20 protein-coding genes, 3 tRNA genes and 1 rRNA gene are annotated in these 17,559 nt (G+C 33.3%); 13 read left to right on the top strand and 11 right to left on the bottom strand.

Annotated elements, in window-relative coordinates; translation table 11 throughout:
- The 4 genes from BD31_RS06695 to BD31_RS06680 all read left to right on the top strand — a co-directional run.
- A partial coding sequence (locus BD31_RS06695; protein WP_238536091.1) for a Rieske (2Fe-2S) protein occupies nucleotides 1-352 on the top strand: 352 nt, incomplete at its 5' end.
- A 35-nt stretch (nucleotides 353-387) separates the two neighbouring features.
- Nucleotides 388-657, top strand: a complete 270-nt coding sequence (locus BD31_RS06690) for a stationary phase-response protein (RefSeq protein ID WP_008300324.1) — start codon at nucleotides 388-390, stop codon at nucleotides 655-657.
- Nucleotides 658-682: 25 nt separating this feature from the next.
- Complete coding sequence (locus BD31_RS06685; protein WP_008300298.1) at nucleotides 683-1,444, top strand: class I SAM-dependent methyltransferase; 762 nt, start codon at nucleotides 683-685, stop codon at nucleotides 1,442-1,444.
- 38 nt (nucleotides 1,445-1,482) lie between these two features.
- Nucleotides 1,483-1,830 carry a hypothetical protein gene (locus BD31_RS06680; RefSeq protein WP_008300331.1) on the top strand — a complete coding sequence of 116 codons (348 nt, stop codon included), beginning with the start codon at nucleotides 1,483-1,485 and terminating at the stop codon, nucleotides 1,828-1,830.
- 9 nt (nucleotides 1,831-1,839) lie between these two features.
- Here BD31_RS06680 and BD31_RS06675 read toward each other — a convergent pair.
- A tRNA-His gene (locus tag BD31_RS06675) sits at nucleotides 1,840-1,911 on the bottom strand.
- 275 nt (nucleotides 1,912-2,186) lie between these two features.
- On the opposite strand from BD31_RS06675, the gene BD31_RS06670 reads away from it, so the two are divergent.
- Entirely contained in the window at nucleotides 2,187-3,206 is a 1,020-nt protein-coding gene (locus BD31_RS06670; protein WP_008300322.1) for a magnesium transporter CorA family protein, read from the top strand.
- Nucleotides 3,207-3,218: 12 nt separating this feature from the next.
- Here the strand turns inward: BD31_RS06670 and BD31_RS06665 are convergent, their stop codons facing one another.
- Entirely contained in the window at nucleotides 3,219-4,004 is a 786-nt protein-coding gene (locus tag BD31_RS06665) for a hypothetical protein (RefSeq protein ID WP_008300302.1), read from the bottom strand.
- Nucleotides 4,005-4,156: 152 nt separating this feature from the next.
- Here BD31_RS06665 and BD31_RS06660 point away from each other — a divergent pair, with 152 nt between their 5' ends.
- The gene (locus BD31_RS06660) at nucleotides 4,157-4,432 is read left to right on the top strand and encodes a hypothetical protein (RefSeq protein WP_008300308.1); all 276 of its coding nucleotides are present in this window, start codon (nucleotides 4,157-4,159) and stop codon (nucleotides 4,430-4,432) included.
- Nucleotides 4,433-4,497: 65 nt separating this feature from the next.
- On the opposite strand, the gene fsa is transcribed toward BD31_RS06660, so the two are convergent.
- Genes fsa through BD31_RS06645 form a run of 3 tightly spaced genes read right to left on the bottom strand, consistent with a single transcriptional unit; the run spans nucleotide 4,498 to nucleotide 7,798 of the window.
- The gene (gene fsa / locus BD31_RS06655) at nucleotides 4,498-5,163 is read right to left on the bottom strand and encodes a fructose-6-phosphate aldolase (protein WP_008300315.1); all 666 of its coding nucleotides are present in this window, start codon (nucleotides 5,161-5,163) and stop codon (nucleotides 4,498-4,500) included.
- Entirely contained in the window at nucleotides 5,160-6,134 is a 975-nt protein-coding gene (locus BD31_RS06650; RefSeq protein WP_008300339.1) for a transketolase family protein, read from the bottom strand. The genes fsa and BD31_RS06650 overlap by 4 nt, the downstream gene beginning before the upstream one ends.
- Entirely contained in the window at nucleotides 6,131-7,798 is a 1,668-nt protein-coding gene (locus BD31_RS06645) for a ribulose-phosphate 3-epimerase (RefSeq protein WP_008300329.1), read from the bottom strand. Before BD31_RS06645 ends, BD31_RS06650 begins: the two co-directional genes overlap by 4 nt.
- Nucleotides 7,799-7,874: 76 nt before the next feature.
- Between BD31_RS06645 and BD31_RS06640 the strand changes: the two genes are divergently transcribed.
- Nucleotides 7,875-8,255, top strand: a complete 381-nt coding sequence (locus tag BD31_RS06640; protein WP_008300333.1) for a hypothetical protein — start codon at nucleotides 7,875-7,877, stop codon at nucleotides 8,253-8,255.
- A 34-nt stretch (nucleotides 8,256-8,289) separates the two neighbouring features.
- Nucleotides 8,290-9,759: a leucyl aminopeptidase gene (locus BD31_RS06635; protein ID WP_008300337.1), complete on the top strand. Its 1,470-nt coding sequence runs from the start codon at nucleotides 8,290-8,292 to the stop codon at nucleotides 9,757-9,759.
- Nucleotides 9,760-9,943: 184 nt separating this feature from the next.
- On the opposite strand, the gene rrf is transcribed toward BD31_RS06635, so the two are convergent.
- Nucleotides 9,944-10,063 (bottom strand): 5S ribosomal RNA (gene rrf, locus BD31_RS06630).
- Nucleotides 10,064-10,154: 91 nt separating this feature from the next.
- Here rrf and BD31_RS06625 point away from each other — a divergent pair.
- Both BD31_RS06625 and BD31_RS06620 read left to right on the top strand, forming a co-directional pair.
- On the top strand, nucleotides 10,155-11,942 hold the full coding sequence (locus BD31_RS06625) for a ribosome biogenesis/translation initiation ATPase RLI (protein ID WP_048097538.1): 1,788 nt from the start codon (nucleotides 10,155-10,157) through the stop codon (nucleotides 11,940-11,942).
- Between the two features lie 5 nt (nucleotides 11,943-11,947).
- Complete coding sequence (locus tag BD31_RS06620; RefSeq protein ID WP_008300327.1) at nucleotides 11,948-12,775, top strand: class I SAM-dependent methyltransferase; 828 nt, start codon at nucleotides 11,948-11,950, stop codon at nucleotides 12,773-12,775.
- A 1-nt stretch (nucleotide 12,776) separates the two neighbouring features.
- Here BD31_RS06620 and BD31_RS06615 read toward each other — a convergent pair whose 3' ends face one another.
- A complete protein-coding gene (locus BD31_RS06615) occupies nucleotides 12,777-12,995 on the bottom strand; it encodes a hypothetical protein (RefSeq protein WP_048097537.1) in 219 nt (72 codons plus the stop codon).
- A gap of 37 nt (nucleotides 12,996-13,032) precedes the next feature.
- Entirely contained in the window at nucleotides 13,033-13,530 is a 498-nt protein-coding gene (gene rimI / locus BD31_RS06610; RefSeq protein ID WP_008300325.1) for a ribosomal protein S18-alanine N-acetyltransferase, read from the bottom strand.
- Nucleotides 13,531-13,603: 73 nt separating this feature from the next.
- Here rimI and BD31_RS06605 point away from each other — a divergent pair, with 73 nt between their 5' ends.
- On the top strand, nucleotides 13,604-14,710 hold the full coding sequence (locus BD31_RS06605) for a site-2 protease family protein (RefSeq protein ID WP_008300311.1): 1,107 nt from the start codon (nucleotides 13,604-13,606) through the stop codon (nucleotides 14,708-14,710).
- On the opposite strand, the gene BD31_RS06600 is transcribed toward BD31_RS06605, so the two are convergent.
- A complete protein-coding gene (locus BD31_RS06600; RefSeq protein ID WP_008300317.1) occupies nucleotides 14,702-15,784 on the bottom strand; it encodes a nickel-dependent lactate racemase family protein in 1,083 nt (360 codons plus the stop codon). The two genes, BD31_RS06605 and BD31_RS06600, sit on opposite strands and share 9 nt — an antisense overlap.
- A 50-nt stretch (nucleotides 15,785-15,834) precedes the next feature.
- Here BD31_RS06600 and pyrE point away from each other — a divergent pair, with 50 nt between their 5' ends.
- Nucleotides 15,835-16,440 (top strand): orotate phosphoribosyltransferase, encoded by a 606-nt coding sequence (gene pyrE / locus BD31_RS06595; protein WP_008300319.1) that lies wholly within the window; start codon nucleotides 15,835-15,837, stop codon nucleotides 16,438-16,440.
- A 111-nt stretch (nucleotides 16,441-16,551) separates the two neighbouring features.
- On the opposite strand, the gene BD31_RS06590 is transcribed toward pyrE, so the two are convergent.
- Nucleotides 16,552-16,625, bottom strand: a tRNA-Ile gene (locus tag BD31_RS06590).
- Nucleotides 16,626-16,666: 41 nt separating this feature from the next.
- The gene (locus tag BD31_RS06585; RefSeq protein ID WP_008300313.1) at nucleotides 16,667-17,299 is read right to left on the bottom strand and encodes an iron-containing redox enzyme family protein; all 633 of its coding nucleotides are present in this window, start codon (nucleotides 17,297-17,299) and stop codon (nucleotides 16,667-16,669) included.
- Nucleotides 17,300-17,379: 80 nt separating this feature from the next.
- On the opposite strand from BD31_RS06585, the gene BD31_RS06580 reads away from it, so the two are divergent.
- Nucleotides 17,380-17,473, top strand: a tRNA-Glu gene (locus tag BD31_RS06580).
- The last annotated feature ends 86 nt before the right edge of the window (nucleotides 17,474-17,559 follow it).

Genomic DNA, 17,559 nt, shown 5'->3' with positions numbered 1-17,559 from the left:
CCATATACGAAAAAATATTAAGAATAATAAGATAAAAACCACAATGGGTAAAATTATAGCTGGTAAAATATCAGATATTCCACCTGGAAAGATGATCAAGGTGTCTATTGATGGGAGAGATATCTTAGTTGCAAATATCAACGGTGATTATTGTGCTACTGATGATTCTTGTACACATTCAGGCTCTAGTCTTTCTGAAGGAAAATTAGATGGTTGTACAATAACATGTGGATGGCATGCTGCAGAATTTGATTGTAAAACTGGAAAACTAGTAAAATTTCCCGCAAAAATTAGAGATTTAACATCATACAATGTTGTTGTAGATTCAGACAACGTATTTGTAGAGATGTAACTATATACCTCTAATTTTTAAGAAAAGGTGTAAAAATGGCAGATGACGCTCAAAATAAAGAATCGATGAAGGAAGCTATTGAAACGTTAAACCAAATTGTTTCAAGTAATTCTACTCCAAAAACTATTAAAAAATCCATTACAGATTTGATTGCTGATCTGAATAATCAAGAGTATTCACTTTCAGTTAGAGCAGCAAATACAATTAGTCTATTAGATGATGTTACACAAGATCCTAACATGCCATCATATGTTAGAACTCAACTATGGCAGGCAGTTTCAAAATTAGAAAGTATAAGAGAATAAATTCACGCTTGTTTTTAAAATATTAATGAAAATTGAAGAGTATTTAGAAACACTTCCAAATAATTTACTTAGTGGTGAAGATACTCAGTTATCTGAAAAATCTTTTAGAGAGATTTTCAAATTTGTAAATTTAGGCAAAAATGATAATTTTTATCATTTGGGATGTGTTAGTGAGAGAGGAATCGAGATTGCCATTAATGAATTTAAAGTGAAAAAAGCTGTAGGCATAGATAAAAATTTTGAAAAAATAACCGGTGCAAAAAAAAACCTAAAAGAAAAAAATATTCAAGGAGAAATGATATGTCAAAATATAGAGGATTCAGATATTTCAGATGCCTCAGTGATTTTGTTCTGGTTTACAGATGAAAATATAATAAATCAAATGTTAGAAAAATTTGAAAAATTAAAACCAGAAACAAAAATAATTACAATTTGGGGACCTTTACCTGACTGTCTTCCAGATAAGGTGAATTTTCCATATATCATCAATAAAACACCATTCAAAAAAGCACCCAGCTTACAAGATCAATTATTAGCAATTTTTGGTGTAAAATGTGTGGATTTTGTTACTGCGTGGGAATTTGCAGAAAGATACACCAAATCTATAGGATCTCCCGAAGTTAGAAATGATCGTTTTCTAACAATAATCCAAACATTGGTAATTTGGATTAATGCTAAAAAATTAGGTGTTGCATGTGGTGAAGAGATTCCGGAATCCATTCAAACTTATATCAATATAATGAAAGTACATTTTGATATAGATTTTGAATATCTGTTAAAGGAATAATCTGTAATCCTTTTATTTTGTTTTCATATAACTATACCATGGAAAGCAGAATTAACATCAATGTATCTACTGTAGATTATGATAAGACAAGTAAGGCATTAACGCATCAGTTAATGCTTTTAGAAGAAATGGTTCACAGTCAAGAAGATTTTGTATTGACAGATTCGGAATTTGCTTTTGGATGGCATTTTTTTGTATTAAGTGTAAATAAGTCACTGGTAGAGAAATTAACATCTGTGATGGGATCAGACTTTGAAAAATTAAAAGGTAAAGGAATGGAAAAGAAATTTCTCACATGGTTGACAAAAAATGTAGAGAGCAAATCTCCTCGATTCAAACTCGCAATTAAAGAAGAGATGGAATCGAGTAAATTCGGCATATTTTAAAATAAAAAGGGCCCTCGAGGGGAATCGAACTCCTGTCCGAGGATCCACAATCCTCTATACTAACCACTGTACTACGAAGGCCACAAAACATGGAATTTGCTTATCCTGTAATAATCTTTGAGTTCTAAATGAAAATTAGGCTGTAGATTTATTATCAACTAGATGATATTTCCTATATGCGATTATGGTGGGTTGCAATGGCAATAGCAATTGGATTAACATATTTTGGAATGATGAATTTACTTCCTTTCAAATAGCCTGAAATTTATCAATATTAACTTAATTTTGCTATTAATCCAAAATACGTAAAACAATAGCGATCGCTTTAAATTTGTTATATCAGGATATTTTTCAACTTGAAAAAAGGATTCCTTGCAAACAGATTACGTTCTAGTAGAAAATCAGCAGATATTTCTATTGAAAGTAAGATTGAAACCATAGAAGGTAAAAATTTTGTCTGGATTGATTTACAAAATCCAGATAGAAGTGATGTTGAAAAATTAGCTGAAAAATATAATTTTAATGCGTTAAACATTGAAGACTGTATGACCAAATTTGAACTGCCAAAATTAGATAGTTATGATGATCACTTCTTTGTGATTCTACATTTTCCACCACTATCACAAAAAATGGGCGTATCAAAAAACAGCCAATTATCAATATTTGTTGGAAAAGATTTTCTAGTTACAGTACACCAAGGAGATCTCAAACCATTAGTAGACTTGGTAGATAAATGTAAAAATGATTCAGAACAACAAATAAGAAATAAATTATTAGAAAAATCATCGGGATTATTACTTCACGAGATTATAGATGTCTTAGTAGATGATCTTTTACATACATCTAGAAAAATTATTGCAAATCTAGACGAAATAGAAGATAGAGTATTTGATGAAACAAAACCAGTGGCAAGAAGCATAGCTTTACTGAGAAGAGAGATCAACAGATTAAGAAGAATTGCCAATCCGTTGAAAAAATTTGTTTTGGAAATTGCAAAACAAGTAAAAAGATTTTCTGAAGAAGATGAGCAACTTGGATTGTATTATGACGATGTGATTGATCACATTGAGAAAGTCATAGAAACATTAGAAGAATCAAGAGAAACAATGGAAATCTACAAAGATACAGATTTTGTGTTAAGTAGTGAAAAAACAAACAAAGTACTTGGAGTATTAACCATTATCTTCACATTGGCTATTCCATCTACAGTAATTGGAACATTTTATGGAATGAATGTTAGTTTGCCTGGAGGGATTGGCGGTAATGCAGTATTCTTAGGTCCATTTACAACGTTCATAATAATTATTATTGCATCAGCTATACCTGCAATTCTGATGTTTGTATATTTCAAAAAACTAGGCTGGATTAGTGAATAAAATTTGAATAATTCAGATAATCTCATGAAGGCTTACTTTTACCTTAGTCAAGGATTTATCTAAAATGTCAGGGATCACAATCAAAAGACCAGAATTTTTTCCAACATTATTACATACTCCAGTAAAGCTTTGAAAACTATTAGCAAAACAGGTGTCATCAGGATAATAATAGAAGGTATCAGAGTTTAGATAATTGTCAAGTTGGTCTTTTGATGGTACAAAATAAACATCAAACCACGCATTTTTGTCATCAATTAAAATCGAGTATTCATACGAAGTATTTTCCTTGGAAGTGCAAAGAGGGATGAATTGAACATATGATGACGATACAATTTGTTTCTCAACTGGAATTGCAGGTAAAATTGAGATGTATGGGTCATCGTTTATTTTGATATTCTGAATTAATTCAATTTTATTTCTAACAGAATCAATCGCATATCGATATAACATTGGTTTCCAGCTTGACTCACAATTACTAAATTCATGTTTTAATTCCACATATGATTTTTCATTTTGATATTGTAGCTGGTTTGAATTATAGATTGTAAGAGCAGAGATATCAGATGTGTCTTCAGAATATTCTTGTTTATCTGGATTTGGATTGGACCAAACATTAGTAATTTCAAATAAAATATTTCCAGGATAACTGTCCCATTCTTGTTGTAAATGAACATAGATTGAATATTTGTTAATATCTTGATCATAAGGTGTATCAAAAAGTAGATGTCCAAAAAAAGCATTAGATAAAATTAATACAAATGCAACTACAGGAATTATGAAATAAATTATATTTTTCATCAAACAGTCAATAGGGCATTGCCATTAAAATTTGTCTAAAAACCGTGGATTAAACATATTATAAAAAATATAAAAATTACAGATTTTCATTAAAATCATCTTTCGTATTAAAAAATGAGCTTAGATAAATACAAGCAGAATTAACTTAGATTATGGGCAAAATAAGAATTAGAACGGGTAGAGGCACAGGAACTATTGAAGTTGACGATGATCCTACAAAGTGGTCAGGCGATGAATATAGAAAAATTCAAGAAGCAAGAAAAAAAGCAGCATCAAATAGAATGGTCCACACAGGTAGAGGAACTGGTTCAAGACGACTAGGAGATATGCCTGATCCAAAAGCAAGACCTTCAACAGAAGGAATGACTAGAATTACAGGTAGAGGTACTAGTTCAAGAAAGAGTACAAACAAAGGTACTGACAAGTAAAGCCTCATTTTTCATTTTTAAAATTTTATCTCCAGCGAATTATAAACTAGACAAGTTAGAATCAACTAAATTTTGATATCAGGATTTCCTGATTTTAGTTTGTCCCAGTCTGCAAGAAAGTTCTCTAAACCAATTTTTGTCAATGGATGTTCTAACATTTTATCTAAAACTGCAGGTGGCAATGTTACCACATCAGCTCCTATTTTTGCAGCATCAACAACATGTAATGGATGACGAATGCTCGCAACAAGAATTTGCGTTCCAAAATCATAATGTGAAAAAATTTCTTTAATTTCTTTTATGAGATGCATACCATCTTGACCAATATCATCCAATCTTCCAATAAACGGACTAACGTATTTTGCTCCTGATTTTGCAGCAAGTAAAGCTTGATTTGGAGAAAATATCAATGTAACATTTACAGGAATTCCCTCAGATGAAAGAGACTTACATGCTTTTAGACCATCAGGAGTCATAGGAACTTTAACGACAACATTATTGCCATATTCACGAAGACGCTTCCCTTCTTCAACCATTCCAGAATATTCTGTACTAACAACTTCGAGACTAACATCACCTTTGATGATTTTCGTAATCTCTTTCATAGCATCCTTTGGATTACCGCCTTCTTTTGACATAAGAGATGGATTAGTTGTTATACCATCTAACAAACCCATATCATTGAATTTTCTAATAGATTCAAGATTGGCAGTATCAAGAAAAATTTTCATAGTTTTTTACTCCTAATTTCTTTGACTTGTTTTGCCATATTAAAAGATGTTATTCCATGCTTTTCTAAGAGTAAGTTAATTTCGTCATCTCTAGCAGATTCTCCAAACATATCCTGTGCCCCTATTCTCTTAATTGGTACAGGGTAAGATTCAGAGACAGACTCAGTTACAGCAGAACCCATTCCGCCAATGATGTTATGTTCTTCAGCAGTAACAATACAACCAGTTTCCCTTGCAGCTTTTTCTAAAATACCATGATCAATAGGTTTTATTGAAAATATATCTAATACTCTACAAGAAATTCCTTCTTGTTGTAATGATTCAGCTGCTTCCAAAGCCATTCTAACAGTAATTCCACATGCTGCAATAGTACAATCAGCACCATCTCTTAGAGTAATTCCCTTACCAATTTGAAAATCTTGAGATTCAGAATGAATTAAAGGAGTTTTTGATCTTGCCATCCGCATGTAAAATGGACCATATTCTTTTGCCATTAATTGAGTCAATTTTGAAACTGCGATGGTATCAGCTGGGATAAAAACTCTGAAATTTGGAATAACTCTCATTATGGCAATATCCTCAATTTGTTGATGTGAACCACCGTCAGGACCAACAGACAAACCACCATGAGATGCTACTAATTTAACATTAAGACCTTTTTTGCCAGATGGTGATGGATAAGCGATATTATTTCGAATTTGATCAACTGCGCGTCCAGGTAAAAATATAGCATAAGTGCTAGCAAATGGAATTTTACCTGATATTGCCAATCCAGCTGAAATTGTAACAAGATTTGCTTCGGCAATTCCCACATTAAAAAATCTGTTTGGAAATTCTTTTCCAAATTCAGAGGTTTTTAGCGAATCTGTCGTATCTGCACCTAAAACAACAATGTTTGAATTTTCTTTTCCAGCTTGAATCAGAGATTTTGAGTACTCTGAACGCATATCAGTCATGATTGGTTCATTCAAAGATATCCTGCCTCCTGTGCAATTTTTTTGATTTGTTCCTGTTTTTCGCCTATAACATGTAATCCGATCCATTTGTTTACCAAATCTTTTCCTCCCAACTCGTTTGATTTATCTAGTAAAATGCGCCTTCTAGAGTGTAAAACTTCATTTCTAAAATCCCTGATTGCAGCACGCACATCTTGCTGTCCAATGATGGCACCACCCCCAACAAATACACGTGCGCCATCAGCGAAAATAGAGCCAATATTTTCAAGATTCACTCCACCATCAGCTTCAATATAGCCTGAAAAGTCATGTTCTTTTAAGATTAAATTCAATCTTGCCATTTTTGCATGTGTTTCTTCAATGTATTTCTGACCAGATTTTCCCGGTACTACTGACATTACAATTAGCTGATCAAGGGAATTCAGAAATTTGTACGACCATTCAGGCAATTCAGTATCGGGATTAATTGCAAGTCCCACGCCAACTTGATTTTGTTTTAATAGATCATGAATCTCTCCAAAGCTGGATTCATCAGTAACTTCTGCATGAACTGTAATTATATCACTTCCAGCGTCAACGTAGTCTCGAACATATTTTACAGGTTCGTCAATCATCAAATGAGAATCAAATGGAATAACCGTGAGAGATCTTAGTTCTTTGATTTTATTATGATCAAAAGTTTTTGTCGGAACAAATTTACCATCCATTACATCAAGATGAACATAATCAGCTCTGCCAGAGACACATCTTTTAATTTCATTTTCTAAATTTGACATGTCACCTGCAATAATAGATGGTGCAATCATGAATTGCGAATCCAATTCAAGATTAATCATAGGTACAAAAATAGAATCAGGAGCTTTTCCGTGCCATTGCGGATTATCCTCCATATGTTCAATGGATTTTCCTTTGATGGTTCTAGAGATAATTATTGTAGGTACTCCTTTTGTGGCATTAGCTTTTGCAATTGCGGCATTAATTTGTTCAATTCTATGTCCGTCAATTTCAATTACATTCCAACCAAATGATCTCCATTTATCACCAGTCTTCCAACGTGATGCATCTTTCCACATTTCAGAAAAATCATCGCCTTCTAATTTTTCATCGAGAGGCATTATTTTTTCAGTGTAGGAATCTTGTTGGATGAAATTCCTATCAAGAAAAACAGTAAGATTGTCAACCTTGTATTTTGCAGCTGCCATAGCAGCTTCCCAAACTTGGCCCTCGTCGGATTCACCATCGCCAATAATAGTATAAACATGATGTTCTTTAGAATCAATTTTTGCTGCAAGTGCTATTCCAATAGAATATGATAGTCCTGTACCTAAAGATCCTCCACAAAATTCTACGCCAGGACATTTGAGATCAGGGTGTCCCTGTAATCTACTCCCAAACTTTCGCAAAGTCTCAATTTCGGATTCTGGGAAATATCCTGCAACTGCCATGTTTGAAAATAAACCTGGGGCAGCATGACCTTTAGACAAGACCAAACGATCTCTGTCTTCCCATTGAGGATTTTTAGGATCAAATTTCAGATATTTGTTAAATAAACAACCAAGAATTTCTGCCATAGAAAAAGAACCTCCTGGATGACCAGAACCAGCTGAATTGGTTCCCTTTATTACTAATTTTCTTGCCCTAAGAACATTTTTTTTAATTTGATAATAATTAAGGCCCATCTCGAACGTTATCTTTGTAAATTGAATAAAAATCTACTTCTGTAAAATTTTAATTTGATCGCAACTAAATGAAAATGTGGAAATTAAAGAAAATACGCCAATAATGGTATTTGACAATCAATGTTACTTGTGTGTAAAATTTGCAAAAGTAGTTGATTTTTTTGCCAGAGGTAAAATTTCAATGGTGGGACATTACTCTAGTTTTGGAATGAAAATTAGAACCGACATTCTAGATGAATCTGCATTGAAGATGTTTTGGTTCATTGATAAAAATATCGTATATGGTGGAAGAGCCGCACTATTTCCACTACTGAAATCAGTTTTATCCAACAAAATAAAAAAATCATCAGTTATTAAAATTGATGAAAATTGTAATCAAGATTGTAAAACTATCAAATCGGTTTTTGTAAGATCATTCAGTGTGCTAACAAATAGCAAGAAAATAGTTCTAAAGTAAATCTAAATAATACTTGAAAAAATAGACATTCATAATGAAAATTAGAATTGAGAATTCAAAAAAGAAGACGAGTCTTCTTTGTGGGTTTGTATTAGAAAATTCAACCAAAGTTTTAGGATTGGGAAAAATTGACGCCAAAACAGCCTCAATTATCGATCAGTCTATAAAAGATATGGAAGGTAAGTTAGGAAAATTAAACATAATTCCTTTATCAGAAAAAAATTCAATTCAAAGAATTTTGCTTGCAGGATTAGGAAAAAAGGAGGATTTGACAAGAGATACTATCAGAGCAGTATCTGGAAAAATTGCTCAAAAAGCAAGAGAATTGAAATTAAAAGAGTTTTCAATAATTGCCCCACCAAGTTTTGTAACAGACACAATTTCATCAGTTTCTCAGATTGTAGAAGGTTCAAAAATGGCATTATACAAATTTGATAATTTCAAATCGGAGAAATCAGAAGAATCTCCAGATTTAACAATTATTGTTTCTAAATCGAATAAAATTGTAAAGGCTATCAAAAATGCTGAGATTATTGCAAATAGTGCAATATTTACAAAAGGTCTTGCAAATTTACCTCCAAACGAATGTACACCTAATACACTAGCAAATTTTGCAAAAATAATTTCTAAAAATAATAAGTTGAAATGTAAGGTTATTTCGGAACCAGAATTAAAAAAACGAGGTTTTGGTGGAATATCAGCAGTAGGACAAGGAAGTAAAAATAGACCAAAACTAATTGTTTTGGAATATAACAATGGGCCAAGAAATGAAAAACCAATCGTCCTAGTAGGAAAGGCAGTAACATTTGACACAGGCGGTATTTCATTAAAGCCTGGTGATAAAATGGATGAGATGAAATTTGATAAATGTGGAGGATGCACAGTTATTGGAATTATGAAGGCAGTGTCAGAGCTAAAACTACCAACCAATGTTATAGGAATTGTTCCATCTGTTGAAAATATGCCAGGTGGTGAATCATACAGACCTGGAGATATTATAAAATTATACAGTGGAAAAACTGCAGAGATTCTAAATACAGATGCAGAAGGCAGATTAATTTTAGCTGATGCGTTATCATATGGAGAAAAATTCTATTCGCCAAAAGCAATAATTGATTTTGCGACATTGACAGGAGCATGCATAGTTGCGTTAGGTACCAACGTTGCTGGAATGGTGTCAAATAATGAAAAACTGACAAAGAAGATCTACGATGCTTCTAGTAGAACTACAGAAGAGGTTTGGGAGCTTCCATTAAATCAAGATTACATAGATATGATAAAATCAGAAGTTGCAGATATGAAAAATGTTGGAATTGGCAGATCTGCTGGAACAATCACAGCTGCAGCATTTTTGAGAAATTCCATTGAGAATACACCATGGGTTCACTTGGATATAGCTGGAGTTGCATGGACACAAACAAGTACAAAAGAAAAATCATACAATCCTAAAGGTGCTACAGGTTTTGGTGTGAGATTAATTTTAGATTACTTACAAAATCTGTAAAATTAGTATCCCCTACTATTTCTATCAGGGGTGCCAACATTTGGATTTCTAAAACCGTGTTTTTCCATCATATGGTTGAGAAATCGAATATCATCAGAAAAAGATTCCCCACACACAGAACAATTTGCCATTGAAATCACATCAATCTAGTTCACTGGATATTAAAAGATTGATTGAAAATTAAAAATGCCAGCACTGTTGCTTCCCAAGAGCTCTCGCATCTTAGTAGCACAACAGCGACGTCAGGTTTGACTTCCAAGTTCGGAAAGGGATTGGGTCGCACCCTAACGCTATGGCCGGCTTGATGAATCTTCATGAATTCTCATCTATTAACGTAACGCCAGATTCAAAGTATACAAAATAGGTATAAAACAAAGGAAATGCCGGATTACAACATGACACATAGGGTTGCAGTTTTGGATCAGGATCTTTGTCAACCAAAAAAATGTGGTTTAGAGTGCATAAAATACTGTCCTGTCAACAAATCAGGGGCTGAATGTATCATTCTAAATGAAGAGTCAAAAAAGGCTCAGATTGACGAGGATATCTGTAATGGATGTGGGATATGTGTCAAAGTATGCCCATTTGATGCAATCACAATTGTAAATTTAGCTAGTGAGTTAGCTACTGATAAAATTCATCAGTATGGAGTAAATTCATTTCGACTATACAAATTGCCAACTCCAAAAAAAGGTGAGGTAGTAGGACTATTAGGAAGAAATGGAATGGGTAAGAGTACAGTAGTTAACATATTATCTGGAAATTTAAAACCAAATCTAGGAAGATATGAAAATCCTCCAGAATGGGATGAGATTTTAAAACATTATAGCGGGACAGAACTAAAACAGCATTTTGATAAAATTCAACAAAAACAAATTCGTGCATCAATTAAACCTCAACAAGTACACCATATTGCAGAAGCTTTTGAAGGAACAGGAAAAGAACTTCTAGACAAATATGATGAAAGGGGAGTTTCAAGAGAACTAATCAAAGAATTAGGATTAGGAAATTCTTTAGAACAGAGTTTGAAGGAATTAAGTGGGGGAGAGTTACAAAGAATTGCAGTTGCAGCAGCTGCATCCAAAGATGCGGAGTTTTATTTTTTTGATGAACCATCTTCATACAATGATGTTTTTCAAAGAGCAGGAGTTGCTCGAGTAATTCAAAATTTGGCAAGTATTGGAAAAAGCGTAATGGTTGTAGAACATGATTTAACATTACTCGATTTTCTAAGTGACTATATTGAAGTATTATATGGTGAACCAGCAGCATATGGAATTGTTTCAACCATTCTATCTACGAAAATTGGAATCAATGTATTTCTTGACGGATATTTACCAAATGAAAATGTTAGATTTAGAGACAAAAAATTTTCTTTTGATGTATCATCATCAACTACGGATATATTTGAAGAAGGGAATACAATTGTCACATATCCAAAATTAGTAAAAGAATATCCTACATTTTCAGTTACAATTGAGCCTGGTCAAGTAAGAAAAGGAGAAGTTGTAGGAATTATGGGTGCAAACGCTCTAGGCAAAACAACTATGATGAAAATGATTGCAGGGGTTGAAAAACCAGATGTTGGAAGTATTGACAAAAAAATAAAGATAGCATACAAACCACAATATCTTCAAAATGACATTGATGTGGAGGTTATTTCAGTATTGGATAAAGCAAATGGCAATCAAGTTGAAGGAAGTATGGAAGAAGAACAGATACTTGAGCCGTTGAAAATTAAAAAACTATACAACAAATCTGTCAAGAATCTTTCAGGAGGAGAATTGCAAAAAGTTGCAGTTGCATCATGTCTTTTACAAAAAGTAGATTTGTATGCATTAGATGAGCCATCAGCATTTTTAGATGTAGAGGATAGAATTGCAGTTGCTAAATTTATACAGAAATTTGTTCGTTCTTTTGGAAAATCTGCAATCATCATCGATCATGATTTACAATTGATGGATTTGGTGTCAGATACGATGGTGATTTTTGAGGGTCAATCAGGAGTTGCAGGTAAAGCAACATCACCAATGCGAAAGGCTGAAGCTATGAATAGATTCCTAAAATCACTCGACATATCATTTAGAAGAGATGAAAGAAGCTTAAGACCCAGGGTAAATAAATTAGAAAGTAGATTAGATAAGGATCAAAAAACATCTGGAAATTTCTATTACAAGCATTGACTAGAATGTTAAAAAAAGCACTAGAAAATGTGCTTACAGTAAAAGAAAGTGATGAGTTGATCTCAGCATTTGATCAGATTGGAGATATCATCATCTTAAGAATTCCAGATTCTCTATCATCAAAGAAAAAAATCATTGGTGAAACATTGCTTAATGAAGTAAAAATTGCAAGGAGTGTATTCTATCAAGCATCTGCAGTAGAAGGGGATTTTCGAACCAGAGACCTAGAAATTCTTGCAGGAGAAGACAATACAGAGACAGAATACAAGGAATTTGGCTGTAAATTCATAGTTGATGTAGAAAATGCATTTTTTTCACCCAGACTATCTACGGAAAGAGAGCGAATTGCAAATTTAATTCAAGATGGGGAGACAGTGACCAATATGTTTGCAGGGATTGGAATGTTTTCCATAATGGCGGCTAAAAAGAAAAAATGTACTGTTTATAGTCTAGATATCAATCCAGTTGCTTCAAAGCTCTGTGAGAAAAACATTGAGTTAAACAAACTTGTTGGAAAAGTTATTTCAATTAACGGAGATGCGTCTGAAATCATCAAAGATCAGTTAATGAATAAATCAGATAGAACGCTGATGTTGCTCCCTGAAAGATCTGATGAATTTTTAGAATCAGCAATCAATACAACCAAAAATGGTGGAATCATTCATTATTATTCTCACATTCATGCCGATAAAAAATTTGATGCAGGAAAACTTTCAGAGGAGCATTATCTTCAAGTAACACCAGTAAAATCAGAAATTCTAGATTCTAAAATAGTCAGAGCTGTAGGTCCAAGATATTATCAAACTGTTGTAGATGTTAGAATTTCCAAATAGATTAATCATCAGATGTAATTGATGCAGATGAGGGTTTTGTTGTTGCCATGACATATCCAATCCAGGCAACAACTCCCAAAATACCTCCAGCAATCATCAATATTGATAATTGCAAAACAATTGGACTCCATTCAGATAACATTAACAAGTATGCATAAAGAAAGAAACCACCAATACAAAGTACAAAAATTGTAATACCCGTTCCCTTTCGTTTGTCCACGAGAAATAATTTTTTGTGAGTTATTTATTGGTTTGAATTAATCTAATTCAATTGCCATAAGATATGCATCTTCACCGTCACGATAGTATGCATTTAATTGTTGTCTGATTACAAATCCTAATTTTTCATATAATCTTACAGCCTCATTATTGCTGCATCTTACTTCCAAGTAAAATTCATCGCACTTTCTTAGTTTTACACCATTAACTGATTCTTCTACAAGTGCTTGTCCAATACCCTTTCTTCGATATTCATCAAGTACTGCGATTGAAACAACATGACCTTTTTTGACAAAACCTAATTTTTTAAAATTTGAAAAACCATATTCAGTTTTACACATAATATATCCAACATGTTTGCCACCAATCTCTGCCACGATAAAAGCCTCAGGAAGTTCTGCCAATAAACTCTCATAGAAATAATCAGAATAGTGTTCAGGAAGTGTTTTCAGATTAATTTCCATTACAGAAATCAGATCGCTTGGTCCTGCCCGTCTAATACTGCAATCACCTAATTGCCTGAGAATCACTTGCATGACATAGTTTACAACTATCAATATTTAATTTTAAACCAAAAGACCATTTAATGGAAAGATATAGCCCAAAGCAATGGCGGAACCTACGCAGGAAGAAATTATTTCATTAGTAAATTCTATTTTTGAAGTAAGTGATTTTAATAAATCAGAGTTTTCATTAGAGTTTAAAATTGAAAATTTAGAATTCAAGTCAAAATTTGAAGATTTGGCAAGAAGATTAGAAGACATGAGTTATGTCTGTAAATTGGAAGAAATCAATGGTGCTAGACACGTCATTATTCAGAAATTTTCCCCAAGAAAACAAAGAAGGTGGATGAGCACAGCATGGACTCCTCGAATTTTGTTTGCTGTTGTGGTTTCATTTGTAATGATTGATGGGTACTATAGAACGTCTGGAACTAATTCGATAGTTGAGATTGGTGATCCTTTAGAAATGGCAGGTGTTTACACATTATCATTATTAGGAATTTTAGGAGTTCATGAGTTAGGTCACATAATTGCTGCTAAAGCACATGGATTAAAAACAACCTGGCCATACTTTATTCCAGGATTACCTGTTATTGGAATTCCAACATTTGGAGCATTTATCCAATCACGTGGATTGACAATCAATAGAGAAATTTTATTTGATGTGGCCATTGCAGGTCCAATTGCGGGATTGGTAATTGCAGTGATAGTGTCAATGTACGGAGCATATTCAGCACCAGTTTTAGATCAAGATATTGCAGCAGGTTTGTTTGCGGATTCAAGATTGATTGAGTGGGAGCAAGGAGAACCATTACTAATGTCTGCCAGTTTGGCAATGTTTGGTAAAGGTGGAACAGGAAATGAGGTAATCATGACTCCCGTAATGTTTGCCGCATGGATTGGATTTTTAATTACATTTTTGAATTTGTTACCAGCTTGGCAGTTAGATGGAGGACATATGGCAAGAACGCTTCTTGGCGTAAAACTTCACAGATATGCAACTTTTGGTAGTATGGCAATTCTAATTTTGTTAAATTATTGGTTAATGGCAATTTTAATTCTTATTATGAGTTCAAGAAATCCCAGTGCAACACCATTAGATGATGTTTCACCACTCACAAGAAATAGAAAGTTAGCATATGTTGGAATTATAGGATTAGCAATTTTATGTGCTCCATTACCAGCAGATCTTCTACCTAGTCTTTTACCTTAACAAAAGTCTAGCACCATCTAAAACTACTGCAATTTTTTGTCTTGCACCTTGTGTTTTTAAAATATAATCCATAGAGTATTTGATACCGGGTAAAGAGATCAAATTAAGTTTCTTGGCATAAAATTCAGGAATAATTGACACTAGTCCGATTTGAAAATTCTTTTGTACCTCTGATAGAAATAGTAAATCTTCCATCCCACTAATGTATTTAGTTGGATTACGTAATTGTTCTAAAGTTAATCTATCTTCAATGTATTGTTGTAGTGCATCAGAACCTAATCCACCTTTACATTCGGCAACTAAAATTGCAAGTCCATCTTTTTTAATTGCATTTGAACAATTCCAAAGCGAGGAAAATGAATTCCCAAGATTATCATTACTTGCATCTTTACCAGTACTAATTATCATCGTTTTATGCTGACCTATGTCTTTGATAGAGTTGGATTCTAGAATTTTTGTAGTTGAAAGAGTCTCTGAAGGGTGTCCTACGGTAAAATCAACAATACCATCAGAATTTGCAATTATTTCAATTCCTTGAATTTCAAAGTTATCAGTAAATTTTTTTGCTTCAGTTAAACTTTCAGAATATTGACCAGGTGTGGGAAGATTTCCTTGTCTTTTAGCATATGCTGAAAGCATAGACTCTAAACCAAATTTTTTGATAAGACGAGTCGATATAGTTTCGTAGCCAAACAATCCATCAAACTCCATTTCACCCATAAAAACAAGATTTGAATTTGAAATATCAGAATCATCAAATTCATTAATTGAACTTCCTTCAGGCAATCCTGCCTTAACTAAATTTAGGATTTTTTTCTCAGCGAAGATCTTTGGAAATGGTTTTGATTTTTGTTCACAAATGATAAACAGAGAAGAGATTATTTTTTGAATAGATTTAGAATTATGTAAGACCACGAGTTCCATAGGTTTAGACAAATCTAGCATGTTTAGTTTTTCATTGATCGCTGAATCATCTAGAATTTTACCTTCAGAATCAATTTTTTGTTCTAAATTTTCTGCTCTAATATCCAAAACCACGTCTGTAATACCATAATTTAACCAGATTTCAGGCATGATTCTTTCACAATACAAACCAAAATAAATCCAGTGTAGTTAACTTTGGTATGGAGTTTGTGAAAGAGTTTGCAACCTTTTTGCACCAAAATGGCATAATAAAATTTGGAGAGTTTACACTGGCCAGTGGAAAAAAGAGTTCGTACTATGTAGACTTGAGATTGGTTCCAAGTTATCCTCATGAATTTAGAAAGATGGTGAAATATCTTGAAAATGACATTGCACAAAACATAGGATTGGATGAATTTGATTCGATCGTTTCAGTCCCTACTGGAGGTTTGGTAATTGCATCAGCTTTGGCGATGGAAACTGTAAAGCCATTAATCTATGTAAGAAGTAAACCAAAAGATTACGGCACATCAAAATCTGTAGAAGGTAAAATTTATGATGGGATGAAGGTAGTCATGATAGACGATGTGGCAACTACGGGAGGTTCAGTTGTCAATGCAATACAATCTCTCAAAGAAGTTAACATTACCATAAAAGATGCATATGTAATTGTAGATAGAATGGAAGGAGCAAGTGAGGCATTAACTGAATTAGGAGTAAAGATGCATTCAATTCTAAATATTTTAGAAATTACAGAATCATTGTATGAGCAAAATCTCATAGATCAGAATATTTTAGAAAAAGTGAAGAAGCAGATAAGCAAATGAGTAGGGGCAGCTCAGACAAATGCCTTCCAATCATCATTCAGATATAACTCTGATTCTTCATTGCAGCCAGATGATTTTAAATTGGCTCATTTTAAAACTAATTGAAAATAATGGGCCCGAAGGGCTTCGATCCCTTGGCTCACCGGTTATGAGCCGGTTACTCTACCAAGCTGAGTTACGGGCCCTAAGCAGATGAATTTTTTCTCAGGTATAAAATGTTATGAGATTAACAGTATTTTTCATAGCAACTATCAAGCAATAGATTTTGTGCAGAGATTGATTTGTCTGCAATTTCTATCAAGATACTTGAATCAACGGAAGATTTTTCCAATATGTTTCTCCATGAGGCTGCATGTCTGATATCTGCTTCAGTATGAAGTTTGAAGTATTCTGTTGCTTCATCACTTGTCATCCCATAGAATTCTGCTAATCCATCAAGCTTTGTTTGACTTATTTTAGGAATTTCTTTTTCAAACGCATACATTGCACATGCACCACCATCAAAAGTATCCATCAGTTCATTAAGATCAGATACTGCTTTGCGAGTTTTTTCAGTTCCAGGATATGTCATTAATTCATCTTCTGATATTCCAAGTTCACTAGCAAAAGCAATCCAGGGTTTAATGTGATCAGATTCTTCTTGTTGATTTTCAATTAATTCATTTGATACTGAATCTGGTGCTTTTGCAATAATAGGAGACATAAAAGAAGGAACTGCTTTTACAAGTTGAAAGTATTCTTTAGAATATCCTGCTAAAGATTCTTTTGATAATTTTCCATCAGACCACATCTGATAAAATGGATGTTTTAGTAAACTTCTTTCCTCAATCATTTGATCAATTTTTTTTATTATACTCATGATTGTTCTCCAAATCCGCCAATAAAAAAATCTTTGTGGTTTACAAAAGATTTTATGGTCAAAATACAGAATTTTCATGGGTTCCAGTGGTGTAGACCGGTCAAGCATACTGCCCTTTCAAGGCAGTGATCCCGGGTTCAAAATCAATCGATGAAAATCCCGGCTGGAGCACCAAGATTTATTTACTTATGGAAGAGGTTTTTGATCAAGTCATCTTGGACAGGAAAAATCTCGAAATAAATCCTCTACTTGAAACATAT

The organism is Candidatus Nitrosopumilus salarius BD31, assembly GCF_000242875.2.
GTDB lineage: Archaea > Thermoproteota > Nitrososphaeria > Nitrososphaerales > Nitrosopumilaceae > Nitrosopumilus > Nitrosopumilus salarius.
Note: the sequence above shows the minus strand (reverse complement) of the source record. Positions and strands in the feature narration are given on the sequence as shown.

Excerpts from the sequence above, each read along its gene's own strand:
- fsa (WP_008300315.1), bottom strand. The coding sequence starts at position 5,163 with ATGAAAATTTTTCTTGATACTGCCAATCTTGAATCTATTAGAAAATTC.
- rimI (WP_008300325.1), bottom strand. The coding sequence starts at position 13,530 with ATGCAAGTGATTCTCAGGCAATTAGGTGATTGCAGTATTAGACGGGCA.
- BD31_RS06685 (WP_008300298.1), top strand. The coding sequence starts at position 683 with ATGAAAATTGAAGAGTATTTAGAAACACTTCCAAATAATTTACTTAGT.
- BD31_RS06645 (WP_008300329.1), bottom strand. The coding sequence starts at position 7,798 with ATGGGCCTTAATTATTATCAAATTAAAAAAAATGTTCTTAGGGCAAGA.
- BD31_RS06665 (WP_008300302.1), bottom strand. The coding sequence starts at position 4,004 with ATGAAAAATATAATTTATTTCATAATTCCTGTAGTTGCATTTGTATTA.
- BD31_RS06690 (WP_008300324.1), top strand. The coding sequence starts at position 388 with ATGGCAGATGACGCTCAAAATAAAGAATCGATGAAGGAAGCTATTGAA.
- BD31_RS06620 (WP_008300327.1), top strand. The coding sequence starts at position 11,948 with ATGTTAAAAAAAGCACTAGAAAATGTGCTTACAGTAAAAGAAAGTGAT.
- BD31_RS06680 (WP_008300331.1), top strand. The coding sequence starts at position 1,483 with ATGGAAAGCAGAATTAACATCAATGTATCTACTGTAGATTATGATAAG.
- BD31_RS06585 (WP_008300313.1), bottom strand. The coding sequence starts at position 17,299 with ATGAGTATAATAAAAAAAATTGATCAAATGATTGAGGAAAGAAGTTTA.
- BD31_RS06600 (WP_008300317.1), bottom strand. The coding sequence starts at position 15,784 with ATGCCTGAAATCTGGTTAAATTATGGTATTACAGACGTGGTTTTGGAT.
- BD31_RS06635 (WP_008300337.1), top strand. The coding sequence starts at position 8,290 with ATGAAAATTAGAATTGAGAATTCAAAAAAGAAGACGAGTCTTCTTTGT.
- BD31_RS06660 (WP_008300308.1), top strand. The coding sequence starts at position 4,157 with ATGGGCAAAATAAGAATTAGAACGGGTAGAGGCACAGGAACTATTGAA.
- BD31_RS06625 (WP_048097538.1), top strand. The coding sequence starts at position 10,155 with ATGACACATAGGGTTGCAGTTTTGGATCAGGATCTTTGTCAACCAAAA.
- pyrE (WP_008300319.1), top strand. The coding sequence starts at position 15,835 with ATGGAGTTTGTGAAAGAGTTTGCAACCTTTTTGCACCAAAATGGCATA.
- BD31_RS06605 (WP_008300311.1), top strand. The coding sequence starts at position 13,604 with ATGGCGGAACCTACGCAGGAAGAAATTATTTCATTAGTAAATTCTATT.